We start from the raw sequence: 21,295 nt of genomic DNA on the forward strand, positions 1-21,295 counted from the left end.
CACTGGAGCGAGACGGACGAGAGGCCAGGGGGGCGCATTGGGCGGTTTTGAGGAAAGGAAGCTCTAGGTGCCAAGCCGCTGACATGGACTAGCTGGGCTGGAGATACTGCTTTTCGGCCACGGCGAGTTCGTCATACCTCAGGAGCTCGAATATCTCACTTAGCGGCGCGATATGAGATTCAATGCTCGCAACGCTCTCTTGAGCTGCGATGCTGTCGCAGATTCGCCGCATTGCAGCTGCCGCAGCTCGCATGGAGTGATTGGCCCAGACGACTGTGGAGATGCGCGCATCGCGATAGGCAGAGACTGGCGTTCGAAAGTACGTCGTCGGGACAATGACGACAGGGAGCCGGTTCCGCCACTCGGTGACGAACGAAAGCATCTCGTCCGCGGTACTCTTTCGCGAGTGAATCAAGATTGCATCGGCTCCCGCGTCGGCATAAGCGTGAGCACGCAAGATAGCTTCGTTCAATCCGTGCCCGGCGATCAGCGCTTCGATCCTGGCCACGAGAACAAGATTGTCGGCGACTGCATCCTTTACAGCCCGCAGACGACCGGAGAATTCATCGATAGCGGCGAGCGGATGCCGTTCACCAATGAGCGAGTTCAGCTTCGGAAAGCAGCTGTCCTCAAGCGAGACGCCCGCCGCGCCAGCCTGATGAAGTTTGCGTGCGAGGAGGCGAGCATTGTTGAAATTGCCGAAGCCGCCGTCACCGTCAACGAGCACAGGTAGCTCGGTTGAGTCCACTATGCGTTCGACGCTCTGGACGAGCTGGGTCCATGAAGCTTCATTGGCATCACGGTAGCCCAGCGAGCTGGCAATCGACAGGCCCGACGCCCAGAGCCCCTTAAATCCCGAGCGCTGGGCGATTGTGGCGGACAGGCCATCATGCGCTTCCATCAGAAACGAGAGCTCAGCATTCGAGCTGACCTGGGCGCGAAGCATTTCGACTGGCGACTGCTGTGCGCATTGACGACCTGCGGTAGGCCGAACGGCTTGTGGTTGATGCTGCATGCCTAAATCCTGGAAGCCGTCCTCGATTGGCGCCAACGTCACTGCTCATATCGCTTCGGCGTGATGCCGATCAATGACCAGCATTGGTAGTTTATTGGGACGCAAAGGCTTGCATGATCGCCATATGTTTCGCGCCGAACGTAAAGCTTTCGCTATGATTTTTTAGCGTCGTTCCCAAAGGCAGGAAAAAAAGGGCTTTGGATGCAGATGACTGACCTTGGTCCGCGAGCCAGGCGCTACGGCCCCCAGAGAGAATCCGCCCACTCCTTGGCGGAGGAGGAGTGCTTGGTGAAACGGTGATATCCGGCTCACATAGATTTCGACGCAAATATCGAGCCACGATTGTCGTAATGCTGCTGTCGGATTCACGACAATGTCGAAAGCCCCGTCGATAGGGCTGCAGTAGGACGGCAGCCTCGCGCGAATGGAGCGGAAATCGCCGAAGAACTTGTCCTGCTTCGCTGATAGTTTACGGGCGCCAGTGAGTGGTATGGCATTTGCTGATGCCTCTCCTCGACTCCAGGAGAAAATCATGGCGGATGTTCAAGAGGTTGTGCTGTCGGAACGTGAAAGACAGTGCTTGCGATGGGTCGAGGAGGGGAAGTCATCCTGGGCCATCGGAGTCATCCTGAAAGTGAGCGAGAACACCGTCAACTTTCACGTCAAGAATGCGATGCGAAAGCTAGAAACGACCAGCCGTACCCAGTGCGTCGTCAAGGCGCGGCGTCTGCGTCTTATTGAGTAACGGCCGCGGTTCCGTTGCCGCTGATGCAGATTTAGCGAAATGTAAGGGGCGACTGTGGGGTGCTCCGGCGGAATGCGAACAAATTACGCGTCCGCAGCTGTATAGCCATAATACAGCCGCTGTTACTATGAACAAGGAGGTGCTTCGATTTCGTCGCATATCGGCACTGCGGGGCGCCGCGGACCACTGGGCGAGGTGAGATCATCGGCGCACAACGCTGTTGAAAGCTCGATGGCCCGTCGGATCCCAATGTCAACGTTGTGGTCGTCCCGTCCCCCTGCTGCGGACGCGGCGGTTGTACACGTGTCGCAAATTGATGTGTGGTGATCGTAGCGGCTTTGGTGCTGAAGTCGTGGTATCAGCGGCGTACACGGTGTGGGCCGGGCAGGAAGGCGGCAATAATAGTCCGTAAACGGATTTCCAAAAGCGCAGCTGCTGGTGGACGTTGCACGATACTCTAGCGCTCTGCGTGCTCAACCATGTTCGGGCGATCCTCACGAAGCTTAGCTAGCTCAATGAACTGCGTTTTTCCGGAACACCAATGCGAAGGGTGCGTTCTTCGATGGTCTAGCGGATTCGAGCCATGAGCTGAATATGTTTGCGGCGGACGTCGCGATGCGGGTGTCTCTGAGTATCGCTGCGAATGAGATGGCGTTAGGCCCGCGAACGCATTCCACCTCAAGATAGCCCAATGCAGATGAAACCGACCAGTTCGTTGAGTTGTGCGCTATGCTGGCTGAATGAAACGCGTGCCGGATGGAACAGGCGTATCCGGTCGTACTGCATAACCACCTCCCAGCGGGAGACATATTTCGTCGCGAGATGACCACTCCGCGCAGGAAATCCTCGAGGGTGAAATATACGACGAAATCTTCCGTGACAAAGGCCAAACTTGATGGGGTTGTCGCATAGCACTATCAAAGTAGGGATGAGGGGCCTTGCCGCCGGGCCTCTGCGGCGGGCAAGGAGCGAAGCCGCAAAGTCGGCCTTTCGGATGAGAGGTCCGGGCCTTCGTTATTCGACAAAGATGTGAGCCAAAGCGAAGCCGAGGCGCAATCGAGCCGTGCCGCGTGATAAATTCGTTGCGGAAACGGGATCTTGATTGAGGCCAGCCAGCTACTCGCCCGCTGGCGAGGGCGCACCACGGCGCCGCATTGTTAGCGCGGCCGGCAGAGCATTGCGCCGACCATATCGGAGGTATCCTCCTGACGGTATGAACAGGGGCATGTCATGGAAGCGGACCGTATCACCGCGCAGGGCGACAACCTGATAGAGCGAAGGCTGTGAGCCGCGGCAGTTTGATAGAAGAAGCGTCTCTGCAGGTTACTACCTTGTATTCGGATGCGCGCTAATGCGCCGGGGGCGGACCGCGCCAGGATCCCTATGATGGCCGTCTATATCGTAACGTCGGAAGGCCGGAGCGGGCGGCCGATGTTGGCGAACAAGATCTGCGACATCCAGAGGACTGACCACTCCATAGACTCGTCAATGCGCGCTGACGCCATTCTAATGGTGCCGATCATGACGGTGACCTCGCCACAGCGCCCGAGTCTTCCTAGCGTCGAGGCCCATTGTGCGTCGCCGTCTATGGCAACAACGCTCGGCGTGTACTCATCAAGTCGATGAAGCCAAACGTCGTCTTGCCTTAATCCGACATCTCCTCCGCCATGACCGCCTCGAAGTCCTGGATGGATGCAGCAATCCCACCATTTTGCTAGGCCGGTCAGCTTTCCGAAAGCTAGACCTATCATCCTGGGGAAGTGGAGATATCTCGGGGCTGATCTGCGACTGCACCAAACGTAAACATCGTCAAACGGAGTTGCGAGATGGTTCGAATCCAAGATGCGCTCGATACGCCAACCTTAGACTCCGGCAGCACATCAGCGGCCACTGGGCAAGATGAAACCATAGGCCAGGCGGACTTTGACCAGCACCTGAACGAGAGACCGCATGAGCAACAAGCTAGTGCAGGTCCTTCCGATCCTAGTGTATCGGACGAGGTGGAGGATCGCGATGATGCCGTCAACCAGCAACCCGATTTGAAGCTTGTCGTCATTTCGAACCGCATTGCACCCTTCGACCCCAATAAACCCCAGACCGGCGGGCTCGCCGCGGCGCTCGAACCGGTGGTGGAACGTTCCGGCGCGGTTTGGATAGGCTCTTCGGAGACCCGCGGCGATGGCATCGAGCGGCCCCTGCCACTGGTGCCAACTGGTGCGGGCCACGTCGCCAGGCTCGATCTGCCCGCCGCAGACCATCCTGGCTACTATCGAGGTTATTCGAATTCAACGCTGTGGCCAGCATTGCATTCCCTGCCGGACCGGATGTCGGGCTCGGAAGCGGATTATGGCAGCTATCGAAGGATCAACGACTTCATCGCGCGCGCGGCTTTCGACGTACGAGATCGCGACGCTTTCTGGGTGCATGATTATCATCTGCTCCCGCTTGGGGCTGATCTGCGTGACCTCGGCATTGAGCGGCCAACCGGCTTTTTCCTCCATACGCCATGGCCTGCGCCCGACATGATAGAGTGCGTACCCAACCATTGCGAACTAATGAAATCGATGCTGAAGTACGATCTGCTCGGCTTTCAGACGAACCGGGATCTAAACAATTTCCTGGCCTGCCTGCGAACCCATTTCGGGCTGGAGAGCAAGGATGGCGTTGTGACCACGGAACGTGGCCAGACCCGACTTCAAAAGTTCCCAATCGGTATCGATCCCAAGCAGTTCGCAGAGTATCTTGCAGCAGAGCTCGCGCCCGCAGAGCAGGAAAAAATCTCGTCATTATTGCGAAACTTCGAGGGCGCCAAGTTTGCGATCGGCGTAGACCGGCTCGACTACACGAAGGGCATCGACAAACGGGTCGAAGGGTTTAACCAGCTCCTAGCGGCCGAGCCGGGCAGCATCTCGCTGTTGCAGATCGCGCCGTCCTCACGCACCGACGTCGAAGAGTATCAGAATTACAAGGAGGACGTGGAGAATGCGATCAACCACGTCAATGCCGAGCATGGCACAGACGAGTGGAGGCCGATCCACTACACCAATGACCCGTTCAGCCAGGCTGCACTCGCGCGTCTTTACCGGGCGGCACATGTAGGCGTCGTCACGCCGCTCCGGGACGGCATGAATCTGGTAGCGAAAGAATATGTTGCTGCCCAGGATCCGAAGGATCCGGGCGTTCTGGTATTATCGAAGTTTGCTGGGGCGGCTGAAGACTTCAATGCGGACGAGGCGCTGCTGGTGGATCCGAACCATCCCGAAGAAATCGCAGACGCCATTTCAAGAGCGGCCAACATGCCGCGTGAGGAGCGTGTCAAGCGCTGGCGGTCGATGATGGACAAGATTGAATCCTATACCATCCACGACTGGTCGGCAGACTACGTGCGGGAGCTGGACAAAAGCCGTGTCACCGTTCCGGCTGATCAGTGCCTTATTCTCGGTCGCGGCTGGACCAACGAGGCTCTGATGCCGCTGTACCGGAACCATGCCGAGGCGCTGGCCACCTATAACGAGATCGACCCCGCGGATGTCGCCCTGAAAGAGGCTGCCGGTGCAGACGAGAAGAAGGCCTATGAAGCGCTAGAGGCCCGACTGATGCACACACAGGGCAGACTCTGGGAGCTGCCGATAGCCACAGCTTCGCTCAGCGGTCGTCCCGAACAAGAGCCCGGTGTCGGGTAGGATTGAGCAGGCGAGGAGCAGAGCACGGCAGATGACGCTGTTCTGCAGCGGCACAGAGGAACGATACAGATCTTTAGCGTTGACGCGGCTCTTGCAGGTTGCGCAAGCCTGGGTGATGACCGGGAATGTTGAACGAGCTGCATCAAGGTATCACGCGAGTGATCCATAATGGAACGGGCGGTGTGCAGCCAACGCGTTGTTCCGAACCCGTAAACGATGCTTATGCAAGTGGCGTCCGCATCAGCGAGCTTTTGGTCGTTCCGCGCCGGAAAGGCTGCCCGTTGCAATGCAGGCCCGCAAGCACCGTTAGCACAGAGTGGCTCGCACTCGCCTCGCGCCTGCCAAGCTGCTCCGCCAGCAGCGGGCATTCTCGATCTACATCGCGCCCCCTTCGTCCTTAGCGTGGCACGAATGAAGGACCACGGGCTCGTGCGCCCGTTGCCGCCGGTAGGGTCAGCATTGTTTGAGCCTGACCCTAGCGACCAAAAGAACTGCTGATGACAGCTTCGTTTCGTCATCTTATCGAAAGATAGAACCGGACCCGGCGCTTGAACCCGTTTGGTTACAGCCTCGACCTCAAGACACGTTGCCACTAAGAGTCGTAGTCCTTGCTTCAGCCCTCATCGTCTTGAGTGCAATCCCCTGGGAAAGGCGCTGCTCTTTGTCATGATGACCCCGTCGACAAGTCTGCCAAATGAACCCGCTCGAAGGGATCTACACAGGCGGGGGCATCCGTTCTTGGCCGCTGAAACCGAAGAGACCGGTGCCGTCTGACGGATTGTCCGGCCGACACGTTGTCGGTGTCCGCTTGGCAACCAGTGCTGGGAAGCGGACATCGTGCTGCAGCCGAAGCGGTTGAAACTTGTGGCTCTTTAGCCCGCACGCAGCTTGCATCGAATGGCCCGCAACATAGCGCAAGCGGCGCTGTGTCACGCGCCAGCGTGCTTTCCGCCGCTTATGCTTGACGCGCGAGGGCCCGCGAGCGTGGCCGCTCGACCTCAGCCGGAGCAGCTCCATGAAGGAATCACTCCTCTCCGCCACGTTGCTTTCGATTGCCTGCTTCACCTCTACGGCCATTTCACAGGAGCGAACGGATGCGGCGGTGACTGATGACACATTCCTTGGCTCGAGGAGATCGAAGGGCCAGGCGCATTGGCTTGGGTTCGCGCCGAGAACGAGAAGACGCTCGGGGTGCTCCAGTCAGATCCTCGCTATCAGCAGTTCTACGAACAGGCGCTCTCCATCCTGCAGGCCCCGGTTATTCCATTGGAAGGGCACGGTTTGGAGCATGCCCGGCAAGACGAGAACCAGGTGCGCGGCGTCTGGCGGCGCTCCACCGGTGAGAGCGATCGTAGCCAAGACCCAAAGTGGGAAACCATTCTCGACTTGGACGCCTTGGCTGCCGCCGAGAACAGAAATTGGGTCTTGCAAGATGCCTTCCGCCTGAAGAGCGCCTCTGCCTGATTAGTCTTTCCGATGGCGGCAAGGATGCCGTGTCCATACGAGAGTTCGACCGGGACGCCAAGACCTTCGTTGCGGAGGGCTTTTATCTCCCCGAGGGCAAGCAGGACGTCGGCTGGGTCGATGGTGACACACTCCTTGTTGCACGGGACTGGGGTGAGGGGACTTTGACGCAAGCCGGCTCCCCATTTGTGGTGAAGGAGCTCAAACGCGCTCAGCCGCTCAGTGAGGCTCGCGAGATCTTTCGTGGCGAGCCCACCGGCGCTCAGACGCTGTCCTTCGTGCTTCGTGACAGCGAGGGTCATGTTCCTGCGATCGGCGCGGCCCGCATGATCAGCTCTTTGGAGTCCGAGTATGTGGTCTTCCGCCCCGATCGGCCCGTCAAACTTAATCTGCCGAAGAAGGCCGAGATCGCCACGCTCGCATGCGGCCGCCTGCTTGTGAAACTTGAGGAGGACTGGACGCCGTCCGAGGACATCCGCTTCAGGCCGGCTCGATGATCTCGTATGACCTCGACGAATGGAAGCAGGATCCGCGGCGCGCCAAAGCCTCGCTTGTCTTCCAACCTGGGCCCCGCCAGGCCCTGCTCGAGTTCACTGGCACAAGGAACTTGTTGATCCTGACGATCCTTGAGACGTTCAGAGTAGAGCGTTTGATTATAAGTACGATCAGGGAGCTTGGTCGGCGACGCCGATCCCGATGCCGGAACATACAAATGTCAGCCTGTCAGCCACCTACGATGAACCGGACCGGGTCATATTCACGGTCTCGAGCTATCTCAGACCAACCTCCGTCTGGTATTTTGATGCCGGAAGCAAAAGGATGGAGGAATTGAAGAAGACACCGTCTGCCTTCGATGCGTCCAATCATGTCGTGGAGCAGCTCGAAGCCACTTCGCGTGATGGCACGTCAATTCCCTATTTTCTGGTGCGGCCCAAGAACGCAAGGTTTGACGGCACGATCCCGATGCTTCTCCATCGCTATGGCGGCTTCCATGTTCCGCTTCTGCCCTCTCATCTGGGACTGGAGGGGCGGCTATGGCTCGAACAGGGCAATGCCTATGTCGTTGCGAACCTGCGCGGGGGCGGCGAGTTTGGCCCACAATGGCATCAAGCGGCCCAGGCGGCAACGAAGCAGATGTCATGGGATTGATTTCATTGCCGTTGCGGAGGACCTGATCCGCGGGAAGCTTACAAGTCCGCGCCGCCTGGGCGCGATTGGCGGCAGCCAGGGCGCCCTGCTCGTTGGCGCCGCGATCACCCAACGTCCCGAGCTCTTCAACGCGGCGATCATCGATGCGCCGCTGCTTGACATGCTTCGATACACCAAACTGGGCGCGGGCGCCTCCTGGATCGGCGAGTACGGTGACCCCGCCATTGCTGAGCAGCGTGCGTGGATCGAAGGCTACTCGCCCTGCCTGAAGCTGGTGACGGGCAAGACCTATCCCGTTCCCTTAATTCTTACCTCCACCAAGGACGACCGCGCACATCCAGCGCACGGCCGCAAGGCTGCCGCGAAGCTCGCCGCGCTGGGCCAGCCTTACTTCTATTACGAGAACATCAACGGGGGACACCGTGCCGCGGCCAATCTCATGGAATATGCGCGTAAACTCGCCCTTGAATACACCTATGCATGGAGGCGGCTTTGTTCTGAGTAAGTTAGGGGACGGGCTGAGGACCATTGGTTATCTCAACGTCTTCACGTTGCTCAGCTGAATTCATCGAACCCAAGGCAAGAGGCTGTTGAGCCGCCGGCAGCGCGCGAAGTTTCTCACAGGCAAGTTTCCGGTTTGAACAGGCTCCGTTGCCAAGCGGGTCTGCTGTCTTCCCAAATACAACATGACGAGCGGATAATTTGCCAAATGCGCTTCCTTGAGGATTGTCTCGGCAGAACCGGTTCGTTCGACAGGGCGCGACGTGCGGTTGACATCAAAGATGAACAGCCAAAGCGTAACCTTGCGAGCTCTTCGTGCTTGAGAAGCATGTCAGGTCGCTTCAATGCAGGCATGCGCGGTAATCCTACTCCAGGCCGCGCAAAGGAGTTCAAGGCCGCCCTGTTGTCCAACGTCAATGAAAGCCATCCGCCGGCTCTGGATGAGAGCGGCATGTTCGAGGCGCCGCAACTCTTCTGTATGCCGGGGGCGCGCGACGGGTGAAGCGAAGGTCAAAACGTCATCTGGGCTGAAGCCTTGAGACGAAACTGTCGTCGGCGTCAGGATTTTCGTCGCTTGCAGGATGCGGCCGTAGCTAGACCATGCGATAAAAGTATGAGCACGTGACCAGCGCAGCGACGCTGGGTGTCTCTTGCCGACCGTCTTGATGGCCGGGAGACTCTTCGCTAGATCACAACGGTTCACTATGGAGATGCCGCCGTGGCAATGGGTATTGTGAAGTGGTTCAACTCGACCAAAGGTTATGGGTTCATCAGTCCTGAGGACGGAGGTCCCGATGTCTTCGTGCACATCAGTGCCGTCGAAAAGGCCGGTTACACCACTCTCGAAGAGGGGGCCCGGGTAAGTTATCAGCTCATGGCCGGGCGTTCGGGTAAGATGTCCGCCGAGGATCTCCGAGTTGGCTGATCCGACTCGTCTTCGGAAACTGCTCTCTCAAAGCGTGTTTCTCGTACCTGTCCGGCGATGCCTTGTCACGGCGCGCCGGGCGTTCGGCCTTTCGACCGTCGCTTCCAGCCATGAGTCTCACAAGCCGCATGACAGCCTTGGTCTCCTGAGGCCGTCGACGGGTCACTGCCGTCAGAGTTACAGGAGTTGCAACCCGGTCGCAGTGTGAGCGTGGCAAGATATTCCTGCCCGCGGGCCACAAACGGTCCGAATCGTACGCTCGCGACCAAATGCGGGCATGTGCACGCCGCCGGCTGGTGCTCCCCTGTCCAGGCGTGATGCATGTAGTTCATGAAGGTGCTCGCAAAACCGGGTTCGTCCGTTATCGACCATACTGGCCGGCTGTGCTGCGGCTGCAGGCGTATTTCTGCTACGCTGATGGCGTGAACCTTCGAGGGCCCGTGTAAACAAAGCCGGATTGGTTTGATGAGGCGCGATGAGGTCAAATCGCGGGCCGCCCATGACTGGGCCGATCGCATGGAGCAGTTGGCCGTACACGCGCCAGATCTGAATAGCTTTTCGGTTGAACTTCGCGATGCTCTCGGCTGGGAAATTGCGCAAGACGGGCGGCAATTCCTGTCTGCGACCGCAAAGGCCGTCGCCGGTCAAAGAGAGGCCCTGATCAACCATCTATTTCTCGCCAGCGAAGTCGCTGATGCTGCAAAATTGCTTATTCCTGCGCAGTCGCCGTCAGAGCCCGCGGCGACGCTGGAACGGCAGGTCCAATCGACGCACGGCGTGACGCAGCAGTCGCCTCGACCGCCACCCCGGCTGCGAAGCGCGCGCGGCACTTAACTCAGGTAAAGTTTTATTGTTCTCAGAGGGCATCGATCAAATCGACAGCGATTGTTGATGGGCCCGGAATGATTGTCTTTCCGAGCTGAGAAAGCGTGCGCGCAATCGTCGCTAGATGAGGTCGTAATCAGATTTGATCAGCTGTCACTGTGCTGCGCCTGTGAGGTATCGCAGCACGCGATGGTCTTTGGGGCGAGCGCAGGCGCTGTTGCGCTCGCGTGCCCATGCTGTTGATCAAGATCGGGTTTCCACTCTTACGCTCGATGCTGGGTATGGTCACGCCATACCCAATGGCATCGGCGCACAATTCTGGCGCCGATGTCTTTACTCACGAGCCGGCTTCGGATGAGTCGAGAGGAATCTGGGGCTTGGTTTGGTAGACCTTTTAATCGAACTTATAAGAGGCCTGGAAGAACGTACCCCAGCGCTCCATGCTGTACTTCCCAAATACGGACGGATCACCAATGCAGCCGCTGCTGCTGCACAGTGAGTCGCCCCGTTTTTTGGTCCACATGGCCCAATAGCGGCCTCCGACCCCGACGCTGATGTTCTGGGTGAGGAAGTAGGACAACACGCCCTCAATCTGGACTCCGCCACCACCACTGCCGCGTTGTTCAATGAAGGTGGTCTCGTCGCGCAGGAGGTGATTATCCCGCCCGATGAAATAGGTCCACGGCAGGTAAGCGACATCAGCGTTCAGACGCCAACGCTCGCTCAGCATGGTTTCGGCGCTCAAGCCGATTCGAGGCGCATTCCATTGCGTATCCTCGCTGCCAACGATCCTGTTGTCACCCGGCTTAAGACATCGATTCCGCGGATTAACGAACTCGACACAACCGATCGTGTCCGAGCTCTGGCCGTAGTACGTCCACCCTAGAAATCCCCCGATCGTATAATTCGTGTCGCGCAGGAAATCGTAACCGACGTCGGCCGTGTAATATGTGAACCTTCCGTTCGACTGACGTGAAATGGTGTTCTGGTACGACCGCCCCTTGTGTGGCAGCCAATCTTCATCGTTCATCTTCCCTTTGTTGAAGCCCCCGATACCCAGATTGCTCTTCAGGAACACTCCCCACGGGCTGTCGACACGGCCGAATAACTCCCCGGAAAGTCCGTCCAGTCCATGATAAGTGAGCCTCGATACCAGTACGCTGGGGTCTTCAGGCCAGCCATACCGAAGTGCGCTATGATCCCACTGGAATCGTCCCCGGCTCAGCCAGAGCCGCGAGCCGCCTTCGAAGGACCAGCCGGGCGCGTAGAAAATGGGTCGTACGCTGCGGGCTGATTTCGCATACAGCGGTGCGCCGGACCATTGTGCCTTTGGGTCCGCACCAAAGTGATAGTTCAGGCCAATCTTTCCGATGTGATAGTTGCTGGTCAGGCTCGTTGTGTCCGCCGGCAGAATCGCAAACGGAGGCAACCGCACTGTCGAGGCCGTCGCGACACTCGGCCCATCAAAATGCAGATAGTCATATTCCACGTTCACCGACCATGCAGGCGCTAGGGCTTGCTCGACGCCCAACCCGATGATGCCACCGACCCGACCATAGTCGAAATGGGTTTTCTCCTGTGGCAAGCCGCGGCCTTCAAAGTTGTTGACGACATCGCCCCGATTGTTTTGCCAGGCTAGGCCTGCCTTGAGATAGGCCAGCGTGTGTCCGAGCGCGCCAAAGGCGTAACCGACGCGACCGGTCCCGGTGGCAAAGAGGCTCGGACCTGCCTTGCAATTTGCACTCACAACCAAGCCCGAAGCGGCGAGGCATGTATTTGTGCCCTCGGAGACCGCACCGCTCGCATCCAGCTCGATGCCAAACACCCAGCTGTTGTTCTGCCAGTTGTAACCGATCTGGCCACCTGCAAGGAAAGCCGGGGTATCGACGATGCCGCCATAGATTGATGGACCGTGTGGATTGCTGAAGGAGGTGCGGCCGTACCCACCGCCGGCGTGCCCCCCAATATAGCCTCCAGACCAGTTCCAGACCGCCTGTGGCAGTTTAAGTTGTGGCTCAAGGTCCGCCGGCTTGGCTGCGCTGCTTGCGACGAGCGCAATTGTTGTCGCACCACAAAAAATAGTTCTCGATCGCATCAAAGTTTGTCCTGCACTTCCTGGTTCACGACCCGCCTCCTCAAGTATTGCCGCACGACAAATCGTCAGACAGACCAAACACGCGATAGCGCTCGCCAGGTCCGTCCCGAAGATCACCGCACTACGATTGGTGATGATTTCCCGAATGAAGCAAACCGTGTGCCGAACTGAATTCGTGTATTTCGCAGAATTCCCAAGAGTGTCTCGCGTCAACTTCCCGACATTGGTCTCAAGGCTGACAGTCGACCTGTCCGGATGAGAGGCACGGTCGCAGCAGACCTGGTTAAAATTGCCGTCCGTTGAGAAGCAGCGCAGGGAGGCGAAAGCGCCGCACTGAGCTTATTGGACGAGGTTTCCGGGGGACACTCGATCATGAAAGAGAAGGCTCTACCCGCAGGCTTAAGAAGTGATCCGCAGGCGAGCTCATATTCGTTCGGTGCGGCGGCTGTAGGCCGGTTTAATGAGGACGGCTCTCCTGGTGCCATCCGATAAAGAGTAACGGTCGTGAAGAAAGATCCGGCTCAACGAGTCGCCCTGCAATTGGGGCCGCGCGAGCGGCATGTCGCCTGCTGCGCAGTCCGAATGCAGATGGCGAAAACATAAATCAGCATGGTCAGTGAGCGTAGATCTGGCTCATTGCGAGAGAAGTCAGGACCGAAGGTTACACAATATTGTCTGCCAACTGCACGAGCGGGCGGTATGACCCCGACACATTTATCGCAATCGTCAAAACCTCTATCAGGACGCTACCTCTCATTCGCCGAACGTGAGGAGATCGCCATGAACAGGACGCTCGCGTGAACAGCGGACCTGCACTCGTCCCGAAATGGCGCTGAGGCAGTGCGCGCCGCCATTGCCGCCATGAAACTGCGGATCGCCAGGAACCACAATGCCGGCAAGACGCGCCAGGCCAGCCCGAACAGACGTTGTTGAGCTAGCCGCGCGATGGCCGGTTCGTGGCCGAGCGCAAGCACAATTTGCTCGCCCTGCAGCGGCAAAACCATGATCGGCACCCACAGAAGGATTGCAACCCATAGCCCAATGCGCACCGAGCGCCGTACCAAAAGCACCGTCCGCCGCACCACATACTTGGGCCGCGGAGCGGACCCACGGCGGAGATCACACCGGCCGCGAACGACAAGCCGAGCGGCGAGATCATGCCGGCAATCGCGGCTGCCCACTGCCTCATTGCCGATATGGTCGATCCAGGCCAAATCCGTCGCCATCATCGCGATATGTCCAACCTGCGTGAGCGCGATCGGGGTGGCAAGTGTTGCAGTTGCGGCGAGTCCGTCGATGAGTTTGACGGCCAGCTACCCATTTCACCGACCGACGAGGCCGCTATGCGGGAGTTTTTTCTGCTGCCTTCCTCATGAACACACTGCCCGGATTGCGCGCTTCAGCTATCCTTGGACCTCGCTGACACATCGCTGCGGTCGCGTTCGCATCATCGGCGCCATGGCCACCGATAGCATGTTCTCACACAACAACGCACCACTCCAAGATTGTGAGAGCATTCTGGCCGACGTCCGGAAAATCTTCTCTCTATATTGACCGCTGCCATAGTCAGCGCTGCTATGGGCCGTCGTGGCTGCGGCTTTGGCTGTCTCGTTCAAGACGTCGTTTGTTTCAAGCGCGACAAAAGCACCGCCTGCAACTACGTGCTGCGGGAAAACCGACATCGTTTCTTTATAAGGAAACGCTCAAGAGGCATTGGCATGCCGGTTGCTCGAAGATGTGACGAAACCACTTGGTGTTCAGATGAAACTTGCCCGCTTGATCGAAGGTCTCCTGATGCGCATTCCAAACCGTGCGCCTGCGCCCCGAACTCTGCCATCCTCGAAACACGCTCCGGTCTGCCGGGCAGAACCCGATTGTCGTGTAAGGGGCTCGCAACGAATGGTGGTCCTCAACAAGATGGTCCACACACCAGGGCAAAAGGCGCTATACCTCAGGACGATTGTTTGCGTCACTTTTGGCCGGTGGCTCGAGTGCGGGAATCTGCGAGATGCCGAGCCTGGGTCCGTGAAGCTCAGCGGCGGCCTTCAGTCGGTGCTCTGCAGATGGTCAATGAGCTGATGCACGGCGATTGGGATCGTGAGAAAAAACTCAGGCAACAGGACGAGCTCAAGGTCAAGCTGCTTCGCGCCCAATCGGTTGTCGCCGAATGTAAGGCAGGATTGGCGGATCTGGAGCGGAGGCTTGAGCGTCGAACGGTCTCGTCGCCGAGAGATGAACGCCAGCGCAACTCTGCGGCAAACAATTCAATACGTAACCTAGGACCGCCCAAATCGCGAAGCGTCGATGATCCTGTTGACCAGGATGCGGCCGTGGCGTTTTCGCCTCGATCATGGGACCGCTGAAAGCTCGCGCCGCGCACGTTAACGGCGACAGGTTTTGTCACGGGGGTGGCGAAGATCTCGAGACCCATGGTGTTGCGAGCCCGGCGGGCGAACTGGACAACTGGTGCGGCCCAGCCGATAGGCTCGGCTTTTGGTTGATCGCGGTGCGTTGGCCAGGGGATGCGCGCAGAGTAGCACCACATATGGGACGTATCGCCGCGTCTTTGGCTAGAGTTTCCTGTTTCGGGAGCTGCTCAAGTAGATGTCCTGAATCGAATGTCAAAGAGCTCTCCGCCTTGAGCCACCCAGTTCGCTCGTTTTGTCCGTCTTCAAGGCGCTCAAGTTGCCGGTAGACCTGTCTGGAGAGGGCGCGTTCAATGACACGATGGTCCGCTATGGCCGTGGGCCAAGCATGTGAGTCACGGGCGGTCCTGCCCGCGGAAGCCGACCATGCCTCATCCGGCATCGCATGGATGATGACGAGAACTGGGTAATTATGTCCGCAAGCGATCACAATGCGATGCGAAAGAGGGTGGGTAACGGCAGTCACCCAAGTTCGTGAGAACCCAGGAAGAGGGGTCCCGGTGCGAGTGCGATCCGGTGCCGGCGTAGCCTCGTCAGCTTCTCGAAAGCTTCTCCGAATAAGGAATAACCTGATCCTCGACGGGAGGCTGGCATGGACTCACACAATTCCGAAATATCCAATGCAGCACTTCCGGCATCGGTACAGCATGCTGTTGCAGACGATCAGCAACCGAACCAGGCGGAACAAGATGCCTTTGAGCAGCAATTGGATGCAGCGCTCGTGGCCCATCCCGCAGCGGATCGCCGTCGACAAAGTTTAGCGCCAGAGGCGATGAACAGTCCATGTCCCTAACCCGCAGGGGCTCGATCTCGATCTTGCCGCCGTAAAAGCCGATCCGGCCCCCGTTCGTCCAACGACGTGTCGCTACACATCTCGCGGCGCGCCTTCCTGGCTGAACGGCAGCTTCGGTATCGGGTGACCCTGGGCGCTGCTGTCAGTTCTTGTAGTGCGGGTCTTTGATCGAACGTCGATGCGACGGATCGTGCGGATTGACGCGCAGTTGAGATGCCGCAAATCGGGACCGTTTGGGCGCGTAAACACTGTAAGAGCGCTGAGAAGCTGTTTGGATTTTGGACTATCGCACAACGCTTCGTATTTTTCGCGCATAGGCAAGGTGCTACGGCGCGATCGCACGGCCGAGGCCTCTGCTGCGTCTTATAAATGTCATCTTGCGCGGGCCAGTGACGCGCGCGGCGGCTCGATCGAGCCAGCGCTCAATACTAAACAAGGCACGCGGCAAAATGCGCGTGACAAAGCACGAGCAGGTCGATGACAAAGCGTTTTCCCAACTGGGCCCTATTGTCCATACTCACCTCCATGGTTGTCTGCCCCGCCGCAAAGGCGCAAGACCGCCGGACTATCACCGAACCTGTTGCACCTCATACGGTCTGCGATCGCCCTGTGCCTTCCGGTAAGAACGATACACTCAGCCTACAGGACGCCATTGAAAATTGCCCCGCTGGGGCTGCAGTTTATCTCGGGCGCGGCGAGTTTCACTCAGGCCCACTGGAGATGAAATCGGGCGTGACGTTATGGATCGGACGCGGTGCGACGCTGATCGCCATTCCCGAACCTGCTGCTTACGACAAGGGCCTCGGACAATGTGGTCGCATCGCGGAAAAGGGCGACGGTTGCCGGCCATTCATCAGCTTTTCTAAAACGCGTGGCGGCGGCATCTACGGAGAAGGCATCATCGATGGTCAAGGCGGAGCAATTATTGGCGGCGGCGCGGAAAGCTGGTGGCAGCTAGCCCGCCGCGCCCAAGCCCAGGGCGGCAACCAGAACGCCCCGCGCTTGATCCAGATCGATCATGCGCAGGACATCACGTTCTCTGGTGTCACCTTGCGCAACGCTCCCAATTTTCATATCGCGATGAGCCGGGTCGAAGGTGCCACGTTTTGGGGCCTCACGATCGATTCACCGGCGGACGCCCGCAACACCGACGGCATCGATCTTGGCGCGAGTCAGGATGTGACCATCACCCACAGCTTGATCCGTACGGGTGACGACAACGTCGCAGTCAAGGCCGGCGATAATGGCTCAAGCAGCCATATCTCGATCATTGATAATTATTTCGGCTGGGGGCATGGCATGTCGATCGGCAGTGAGGTGAATTCCGGGGCCAGAGACATATTGGTGCGTAATCTGACGCTGGATGGTACGACGTCTGGCCTGCGCATCAAGAGCGATGTCAGTCGAGGCGGTCTGGTCGAGAGCGTGACTTATGAGTACGTGTGCCTGAGGGGCAACAGGTGGCCCGTGGCTTTCGATACAAAGTATGATCCGCGCGCACAAGGCACAAGGATACCGGTCTATCGGCAAATCGTTCTCCGTCATGTGCATGGCGACACCGGTGTGTTGCTGATGCGCGGCGTAGACGAGGGGCATGCACTTGACGTGACACTCGAAGATGTCCGATTTGCCAATTCCGCGACTTGGCAAGTTGAACATGCGAACGTCACCGCAAACCATTCTGACGTATCACCGCCGCTGCCCGGACGAGCTGCAAAACCGCTGCTGCGCGGATCGGAGGTATGTTCCAGGGCATTCCGCGACGGCAATCGGTAAGCAGTCCACCCGGTGCCGAACTCGGGTACTGAGTTCCGCATCTAGGGCAAGATTACCGGTGTTGAAGAAGGTCAGCCTCATGCCCCGAGTTGGGTGCAATTGTCCGACGGTCTGCAGGGCCGGAATGTGAAGGTGACGTGCAGGTTCTGATTCCGCGCGAAAAATGTGCTTGACCATGCACGGCGGCTATCCCGCGGCGGTACCTTATATCGACTGCGTCGAACGTGCCGCGAACTCGACGAAGAGTGAGATCACATGCGAATTTTCGTGCCGTCTGCGCTTCTGGCCGGATGTTTCTGCATCTCGGCAGCGCACGCTCAGCCACTATGGGTGTCTCATGCCGCAAATGCAGACTATCACTCCGTGCAGCAAGCCATCGACGCGTTGCCGGCGGAAGGCGGAAATGTCCGGATCGCGCCGGGCGTCTATCGCGAGAAGGTCAAAATCTCAAAATCCGGTATTCATCTCTCAGGGACTGGTAGCAATCCGGAGGATACCGTCATTGTGTACGGCGACGGCGCGATCAATGTAGGAGGAACCGCCCGCTCGGCGACGCTGAGTGCCACTGGCGATGACTTCCGGCTCGAGAATCTGACCATACAGAACGACTACGCCCTCAATCCGGCCAATCCACCCTCGCAAGCGGTTGCACTGTCCCTTACCGGAGACAAGGACGTCGTCACGCGCGTCCGTCTGCTCGGCGCCCAGGACACGCTGTTTGCCGGCAAGGGTCCAAACGGCAGAATGTCACGCCAATACTTCTCGAACTGCTACATCGAAGGGCATGTCGATTTCGTATTTGGCAACGCCAAGGCCTGGTTCCGGCAATGTGAGTTGCACGGCATTGCTAATCAAGCGGTCGTCTTTACCGCACAGAGCAAGGCAGCTCCCGATGAGGACAGCGGCTATGTTTTTGATCATTGCAGCCTAAGCGCCGACCCTGCCGCGCGCGATATCGCGCTTGGCCGCCCTTGGCGGCCCTACGCCACAGTGGTCTTCCTGTCGACAAAGATAGATGCGCAGGTCGTTGCGGAAGGCTGGCGAGAATGGGCTCCCGGCAAGACCAACTCCTTGAGCACGAGCTATTATGCCGAATATAGATCCTTCGGCGCCGGGGCTAACCCCTCAGGCCGCGAATCTCACTCCCATCAACTGACCGATAGCGAGGCCTCGAGATGGTCGCTAAGAGTGTTCTTCGGAGGTACCACAGATTGGCTGCCCAGGGAACGACATCGAGGGAACACAAAGCAACACTGACGGTGAGGAAACGACGGTGCTCCTTGGATAAATGACGGAGGAGAGCGGATAGACGGCGGCGCGTGCTGTCACGCCTCACTGTTGTTCCTGATCGCTGGGCGGAATGAGACGAACCGCTCATCATGTCGGTTGTTCGCCATGCTCGGCCGAAAGCGTTGGCCAGAAAAGTCAAACTGCCAGCTAACCAGAGCAAAGCGAATAATGTCTGGGTGGTTCCGTCTTCCACTGCTGATGCGCCGTTGAGGCCCACTGAGATGTCCGGGCTAGCTCTCGCGCACCACCGTCTTCAGGTAATGGTAGGCCTTGATGATCTCGACCAGGCGATCCTCCGTGGAGCGGTCACCGCCATTGGCGTCGGGATGGTGCTGCTTGACCATCGCCTTGTACTTCGCCTTGATATCGCCGAGCGTCGCATTGGAATTCAGGCCCATCACCTGCAACGCTTTCCGCTCGGCATTTAAAATCTTGCGCGCCTCAGGCTTGGCCTTCGCGCGGGGGCGGGCACCGGCGCGTCCGTTCACCTCGACGAGCATGCAGAGGGCATGCCAGTCGTCCTCGTAAGTGGCAGTGCTGCCGGTCATTTTGCGGGCGCTGATGTTCTCACCCATCTTCCAGGTCGGACGATGGCCGGTCAGCGCGTCGTTCTGGTAGCGCGCGACCGCTTCCGCGTCCATCCCCGAGAAGAAATTGTAGGACTGATTGTATTCGCGAACATGGTCGATGCAGAAATGCCAATAGTCGCGCGCATTGTCGCGGCCTTTGGGCGCGGGATGGGTAGCCTTGTTTTGGCAACCAGGCCATTCGCATAGCGCCGCGGTCAGGCGCTCCTGCGCTTCCTGCTTGTTGATGCGAATGGACGCGAAGATTTTGGATGTGTCGATGGGCATGACCGAGCTCCGTTGGCGGAGCGGCAGTTAACAGGGCCGCTTCTATGCTCGAGAATTGGTTTGGACCAAAGTTGGGTCTGACTCGGCCGTCGCGTTAGTGGCATGATGTAGCAGCCACTTCCTAGCAATCGACATGCCAAGACGGCGAACTTGTTCAGACCATCATCTCTTTACGTTTTCAGATTGCCTCAATGGCAATGTCGGGTTCTGCACATGGAGGTCTTGAACGGGACCGGGTGAGTACTCTCAAAGGCCAAGCGAAGGCACTGCTCGGCGGTAATCTGCGCAACGACGAAGGCGAGCGGCGTCTTCCGTCTTGCGTAGCGTAACAGAAAGCGCATTGTCTCGATTTCAAAGGCATTCGGAGCCACTCGTTCACGGATCAACGCAAGTCACAGCAACCGCCAGCCGCTGACGAAGCCCCTGCTCACCAGCCTAATCAGTAAAGTCTCGATCGATTCGCTGTTGGAGCGGGTTGATGCTGGCGCTGGCACGGCAGCCGGAACGTAGGAGGTGCTTGGCAAGGCGCTTGTCCACGTCCCGGATGCAGCTCTAAATGGTTATGTCGAGGCAATTCGTTTGCGGCGCGGATCGGTGCAGCCCATGCAACACCAGTTTATCACCAATTGCCTCAGAGCATCGTGTGCCGAAGCGTCACCCAGCGCGGCGATGTCGCCTTTGGACAACTGCTTTCGAGCCCTCGCGCCTTTGGCGACGACGGGAAATGCACCGTGAATCAGAAACTGGATCTCGATTACGCCGTCGTCGGGTACTGGAATGCATGACCAAAACAAGCGAGACGAAATGATCGTGTCGATCACTCAGCGAATATCCGTCCTTGAGGATGGGCAGGAGAGCATTTCAGACATCGTGCATGAGTACAACCCGCCTGCTGTCGGAGTTGCAGCCTTCGTCATTAAGTCGAAGCCCATGATCGATCCAAACTCTCCTCCAGCCTGCGCACCTCCTCCGCGGCTTTGCCCGCGCAAATCATCGTTGCCGCCGGTAGCCCTGCCCAATAGAGACCAGAAGGTCGCCTTGACCGAAGGTGTCGCGTTTGCCTGTCGCGCCGTCGCCCTTTAGAGCATGACGCAGCTATCGGCTTGCGAGGCGATTCCGGCTGGCAACCCGTCCAAACAACTGCTTTGCATCCGGAAGACCCGCGCGCAGCGTTCCCCGGGGCCTTCCTGCCCGTTTATGTACAAGTGCCCCATTGCCTGCACGTCTGCCTGCACCGTCTCGTCATCGGATGCCGGCTCGCATTGGGAGAAGGCCGCAGACAGCTATAGCAGAGAAGGGTCTGCCGGAAGCTGGCTGGGATTGTCGCAGAACACAAGTCGTGGTTTTCTCAGCAAAGGACGCTACGGGATGGGTCATCGATTATCGCGTGGCCGTCGGCGGTTCATTGAAGCTTGTTCCCGAAAGAGAGTCCTGAACCGTCTTGGAGCAGGATTACTGGTACATGATTGATGACGGGTTGTTGTTAGATGTGCCGGACACGTTTGACCCATTGATGCGCCGCTGCGCGGAGATCGAAACGCGCGCGAATAAGCCGGCTTGAGTTTTCTCCGGAATTGCAGGCCTGGCCGATAAACGTCTACTGGTGTGCTCCGCATTGAGAGTGGGTATCGCTGACGATCCAGGTAGTGGGCTTAGGAACCTCGGTAGAGAGTTAGCAGCCAGTCTGCTCCAAGCGTCTAGCTGACCATCATCTAGTGGCACCATAATAAACAGGAGCAACGCTGGCTTCTCCA

At 58.3% G+C, this 21,295-nt stretch carries 20 protein-coding genes; 15 read left to right on the plus strand and 5 right to left on the minus strand.

Translation table 11 applies throughout. The features are described from left to right. Window positions 1-88: 88 nt before the first annotated feature. The gene (gene aepX / locus GGD62_RS27515; protein ID WP_183711358.1) at window positions 89-946 is read right to left on the minus strand and encodes a phosphoenolpyruvate mutase; all 858 of its coding nucleotides are present in this window, start codon (window positions 944-946) and stop codon (window positions 89-91) included. Between the two features lie 601 nt (window positions 947-1,547). Here aepX and GGD62_RS27520 point away from each other — a divergent pair. From GGD62_RS27520 to GGD62_RS27545, 10 genes are all read left to right on the plus strand, one after another. Then, entirely contained in the window at window positions 1,548-1,760 is a 213-nt protein-coding gene (locus GGD62_RS27520) for a response regulator transcription factor (RefSeq protein ID WP_018321443.1), read from the plus strand. A gap of 220 nt (window positions 1,761-1,980) precedes the next feature. Further along, window positions 1,981-2,172: a hypothetical protein gene (locus GGD62_RS41900; protein ID WP_409333969.1), complete on the plus strand. Its 192-nt coding sequence runs from the start codon at window positions 1,981-1,983 to the stop codon at window positions 2,170-2,172. Window positions 2,173-3,586: 1,414 nt separating this feature from the next. Next, the gene (locus GGD62_RS27525; RefSeq protein WP_246800310.1) at window positions 3,587-5,443 is read left to right on the plus strand and encodes a trehalose-6-phosphate synthase; all 1,857 of its coding nucleotides are present in this window, start codon (window positions 3,587-3,589) and stop codon (window positions 5,441-5,443) included. 1,152 nt (window positions 5,444-6,595) lie between these two features. Further along, window positions 6,596-6,907 carry a hypothetical protein gene (locus tag GGD62_RS40980; protein WP_246800311.1) on the plus strand — a complete coding sequence of 104 codons (312 nt, stop codon included), beginning with the start codon at window positions 6,596-6,598 and terminating at the stop codon, window positions 6,905-6,907. 29 nt (window positions 6,908-6,936) lie between these two features. Next, a complete protein-coding gene (locus GGD62_RS40985) occupies window positions 6,937-7,404 on the plus strand; it encodes a hypothetical protein (RefSeq protein ID WP_246800312.1) in 468 nt (155 codons plus the stop codon). Between the two features lie 199 nt (window positions 7,405-7,603). Then, window positions 7,604-8,056 carry a prolyl oligopeptidase family serine peptidase gene (locus GGD62_RS41560; RefSeq protein WP_283813331.1) on the plus strand — a complete coding sequence of 151 codons (453 nt, stop codon included), beginning with the start codon at window positions 7,604-7,606 and terminating at the stop codon, window positions 8,054-8,056. Further along, window positions 7,998-8,561, plus strand: a complete 564-nt coding sequence (locus GGD62_RS40990) for a prolyl oligopeptidase family serine peptidase (protein WP_283813332.1) — start codon at window positions 7,998-8,000, stop codon at window positions 8,559-8,561. The genes GGD62_RS41560 and GGD62_RS40990 overlap by 59 nt, the downstream gene beginning before the upstream one ends. A 204-nt stretch (window positions 8,562-8,765) precedes the next feature. Further along, window positions 8,766-9,059 carry a hypothetical protein gene (locus GGD62_RS27535; protein WP_183711226.1) on the plus strand — a complete coding sequence of 98 codons (294 nt, stop codon included), beginning with the start codon at window positions 8,766-8,768 and terminating at the stop codon, window positions 9,057-9,059. 216 nt (window positions 9,060-9,275) lie between these two features. Continuing rightward, a complete protein-coding gene (locus tag GGD62_RS27540) occupies window positions 9,276-9,482 on the plus strand; it encodes a cold-shock protein (protein WP_183711228.1) in 207 nt (68 codons plus the stop codon). A gap of 465 nt (window positions 9,483-9,947) precedes the next feature. Continuing rightward, a complete protein-coding gene (locus GGD62_RS27545) occupies window positions 9,948-10,316 on the plus strand; it encodes a hypothetical protein (protein WP_183711230.1) in 369 nt (122 codons plus the stop codon). 385 nt (window positions 10,317-10,701) lie between these two features. Here GGD62_RS27545 and GGD62_RS27550 read toward each other — a convergent pair whose 3' ends face one another. Together GGD62_RS27550 and GGD62_RS27555 are read right to left on the minus strand one after the other, a co-directional pair. Further along, window positions 10,702-12,402, minus strand: coding sequence for an outer membrane beta-barrel protein (locus GGD62_RS27550; protein WP_183711232.1), 1,701 nt, complete (start codon window positions 12,400-12,402; stop codon window positions 10,702-10,704). A 746-nt stretch (window positions 12,403-13,148) separates the two neighbouring features. Then, on the minus strand, window positions 13,149-13,631 hold the full coding sequence (locus tag GGD62_RS27555) for a hypothetical protein (RefSeq protein WP_183711382.1): 483 nt from the start codon (window positions 13,629-13,631) through the stop codon (window positions 13,149-13,151). Between the two features lie 834 nt (window positions 13,632-14,465). Here GGD62_RS27555 and GGD62_RS27565 point away from each other — a divergent pair. From GGD62_RS27565 to GGD62_RS27580, 4 genes are all read left to right on the plus strand, one after another. Beyond that, window positions 14,466-14,765 (plus strand): hypothetical protein, encoded by a 300-nt coding sequence (locus GGD62_RS27565; RefSeq protein ID WP_183711236.1) that lies wholly within the window; start codon window positions 14,466-14,468, stop codon window positions 14,763-14,765. A gap of 655 nt (window positions 14,766-15,420) precedes the next feature. Next, window positions 15,421-15,621 carry a hypothetical protein gene (locus GGD62_RS27570; protein ID WP_183711238.1) on the plus strand — a complete coding sequence of 67 codons (201 nt, stop codon included), beginning with the start codon at window positions 15,421-15,423 and terminating at the stop codon, window positions 15,619-15,621. Window positions 15,622-16,098: 477 nt separating this feature from the next. Further along, window positions 16,099-17,397, plus strand: a complete 1,299-nt coding sequence (locus GGD62_RS27575) for a glycoside hydrolase family 28 protein (RefSeq protein WP_183711240.1) — start codon at window positions 16,099-16,101, stop codon at window positions 17,395-17,397. A gap of 255 nt (window positions 17,398-17,652) precedes the next feature. Continuing rightward, window positions 17,653-18,654, plus strand: coding sequence for a pectinesterase family protein (locus tag GGD62_RS27580; protein WP_183711242.1), 1,002 nt, complete (start codon window positions 17,653-17,655; stop codon window positions 18,652-18,654). Window positions 18,655-18,917: 263 nt separating this feature from the next. On the opposite strand, the gene GGD62_RS27585 is transcribed toward GGD62_RS27580, so the two are convergent. After that, on the minus strand, window positions 18,918-19,541 hold the full coding sequence (locus tag GGD62_RS27585) for a J domain-containing protein (protein WP_183711244.1): 624 nt from the start codon (window positions 19,539-19,541) through the stop codon (window positions 18,918-18,920). Between the two features lie 560 nt (window positions 19,542-20,101). After that, window positions 20,102-20,362 (minus strand): hypothetical protein, encoded by a 261-nt coding sequence (locus tag GGD62_RS27590; RefSeq protein ID WP_183711246.1) that lies wholly within the window; start codon window positions 20,360-20,362, stop codon window positions 20,102-20,104. Between GGD62_RS27590 and GGD62_RS27595 the strand changes: the two genes are divergently transcribed. Continuing rightward, window positions 20,346-20,624: a hypothetical protein gene (locus GGD62_RS27595; protein ID WP_183711248.1), complete on the plus strand. Its 279-nt coding sequence runs from the start codon at window positions 20,346-20,348 to the stop codon at window positions 20,622-20,624. The two genes, GGD62_RS27590 and GGD62_RS27595, sit on opposite strands and share 17 nt — an antisense overlap. Window positions 20,625-21,295: the final 671 nt, after the last annotated feature.

Source organism: Bradyrhizobium sp. ERR14, from assembly GCF_014198235.1.
Lineage (GTDB): Bacteria > Pseudomonadota > Alphaproteobacteria > Rhizobiales > Xanthobacteraceae > Bradyrhizobium.

What these genes read in the sequence shown, in the direction of transcription:
- GGD62_RS27570 (WP_183711238.1), top strand. Translation starts at nt 15,421, where the DNA reads ATGGACTCACACAATTCCGAAATATCCAATGCAGCACTTCCGGCATCG.
- GGD62_RS27565 (WP_183711236.1), top strand. Translation starts at nt 14,466, where the DNA reads ATGGTCAATGAGCTGATGCACGGCGATTGGGATCGTGAGAAAAAACTC.
- GGD62_RS27535 (WP_183711226.1), top strand. Translation starts at nt 8,766, where the DNA reads ATGCGCTTCCTTGAGGATTGTCTCGGCAGAACCGGTTCGTTCGACAGG.
- GGD62_RS41560 (WP_283813331.1), top strand. Translation starts at nt 7,604, where the DNA reads ATGCCGGAACATACAAATGTCAGCCTGTCAGCCACCTACGATGAACCG.
- GGD62_RS27595 (WP_183711248.1), top strand. Translation starts at nt 20,346, where the DNA reads ATGATCGTGTCGATCACTCAGCGAATATCCGTCCTTGAGGATGGGCAG.
- GGD62_RS27545 (WP_183711230.1), top strand. Translation starts at nt 9,948, where the DNA reads ATGAGGCGCGATGAGGTCAAATCGCGGGCCGCCCATGACTGGGCCGAT.
- aepX (WP_183711358.1), bottom strand. Translation starts at nt 946, where the DNA reads ATGCTTCGCGCCCAGGTCAGCTCGAATGCTGAGCTCTCGTTTCTGATG.
- GGD62_RS27555 (WP_183711382.1), bottom strand. Translation starts at nt 13,631, where the DNA reads ATGATGGCGACGGATTTGGCCTGGATCGACCATATCGGCAATGAGGCA.
- GGD62_RS27585 (WP_183711244.1), bottom strand. Translation starts at nt 19,541, where the DNA reads ATGCCCATCGACACATCCAAAATCTTCGCGTCCATTCGCATCAACAAG.
- GGD62_RS27550 (WP_183711232.1), bottom strand. Translation starts at nt 12,402, where the DNA reads ATGCGATCGAGAACTATTTTTTGTGGTGCGACAACAATTGCGCTCGTC.
- GGD62_RS27580 (WP_183711242.1), top strand. Translation starts at nt 17,653, where the DNA reads ATGCGAATTTTCGTGCCGTCTGCGCTTCTGGCCGGATGTTTCTGCATC.
- GGD62_RS27575 (WP_183711240.1), top strand. Translation starts at nt 16,099, where the DNA reads ATGACAAAGCGTTTTCCCAACTGGGCCCTATTGTCCATACTCACCTCC.
- GGD62_RS27525 (WP_246800310.1), top strand. Translation starts at nt 3,587, where the DNA reads ATGGTTCGAATCCAAGATGCGCTCGATACGCCAACCTTAGACTCCGGC.
- GGD62_RS27520 (WP_018321443.1), top strand. Translation starts at nt 1,548, where the DNA reads ATGGCGGATGTTCAAGAGGTTGTGCTGTCGGAACGTGAAAGACAGTGC.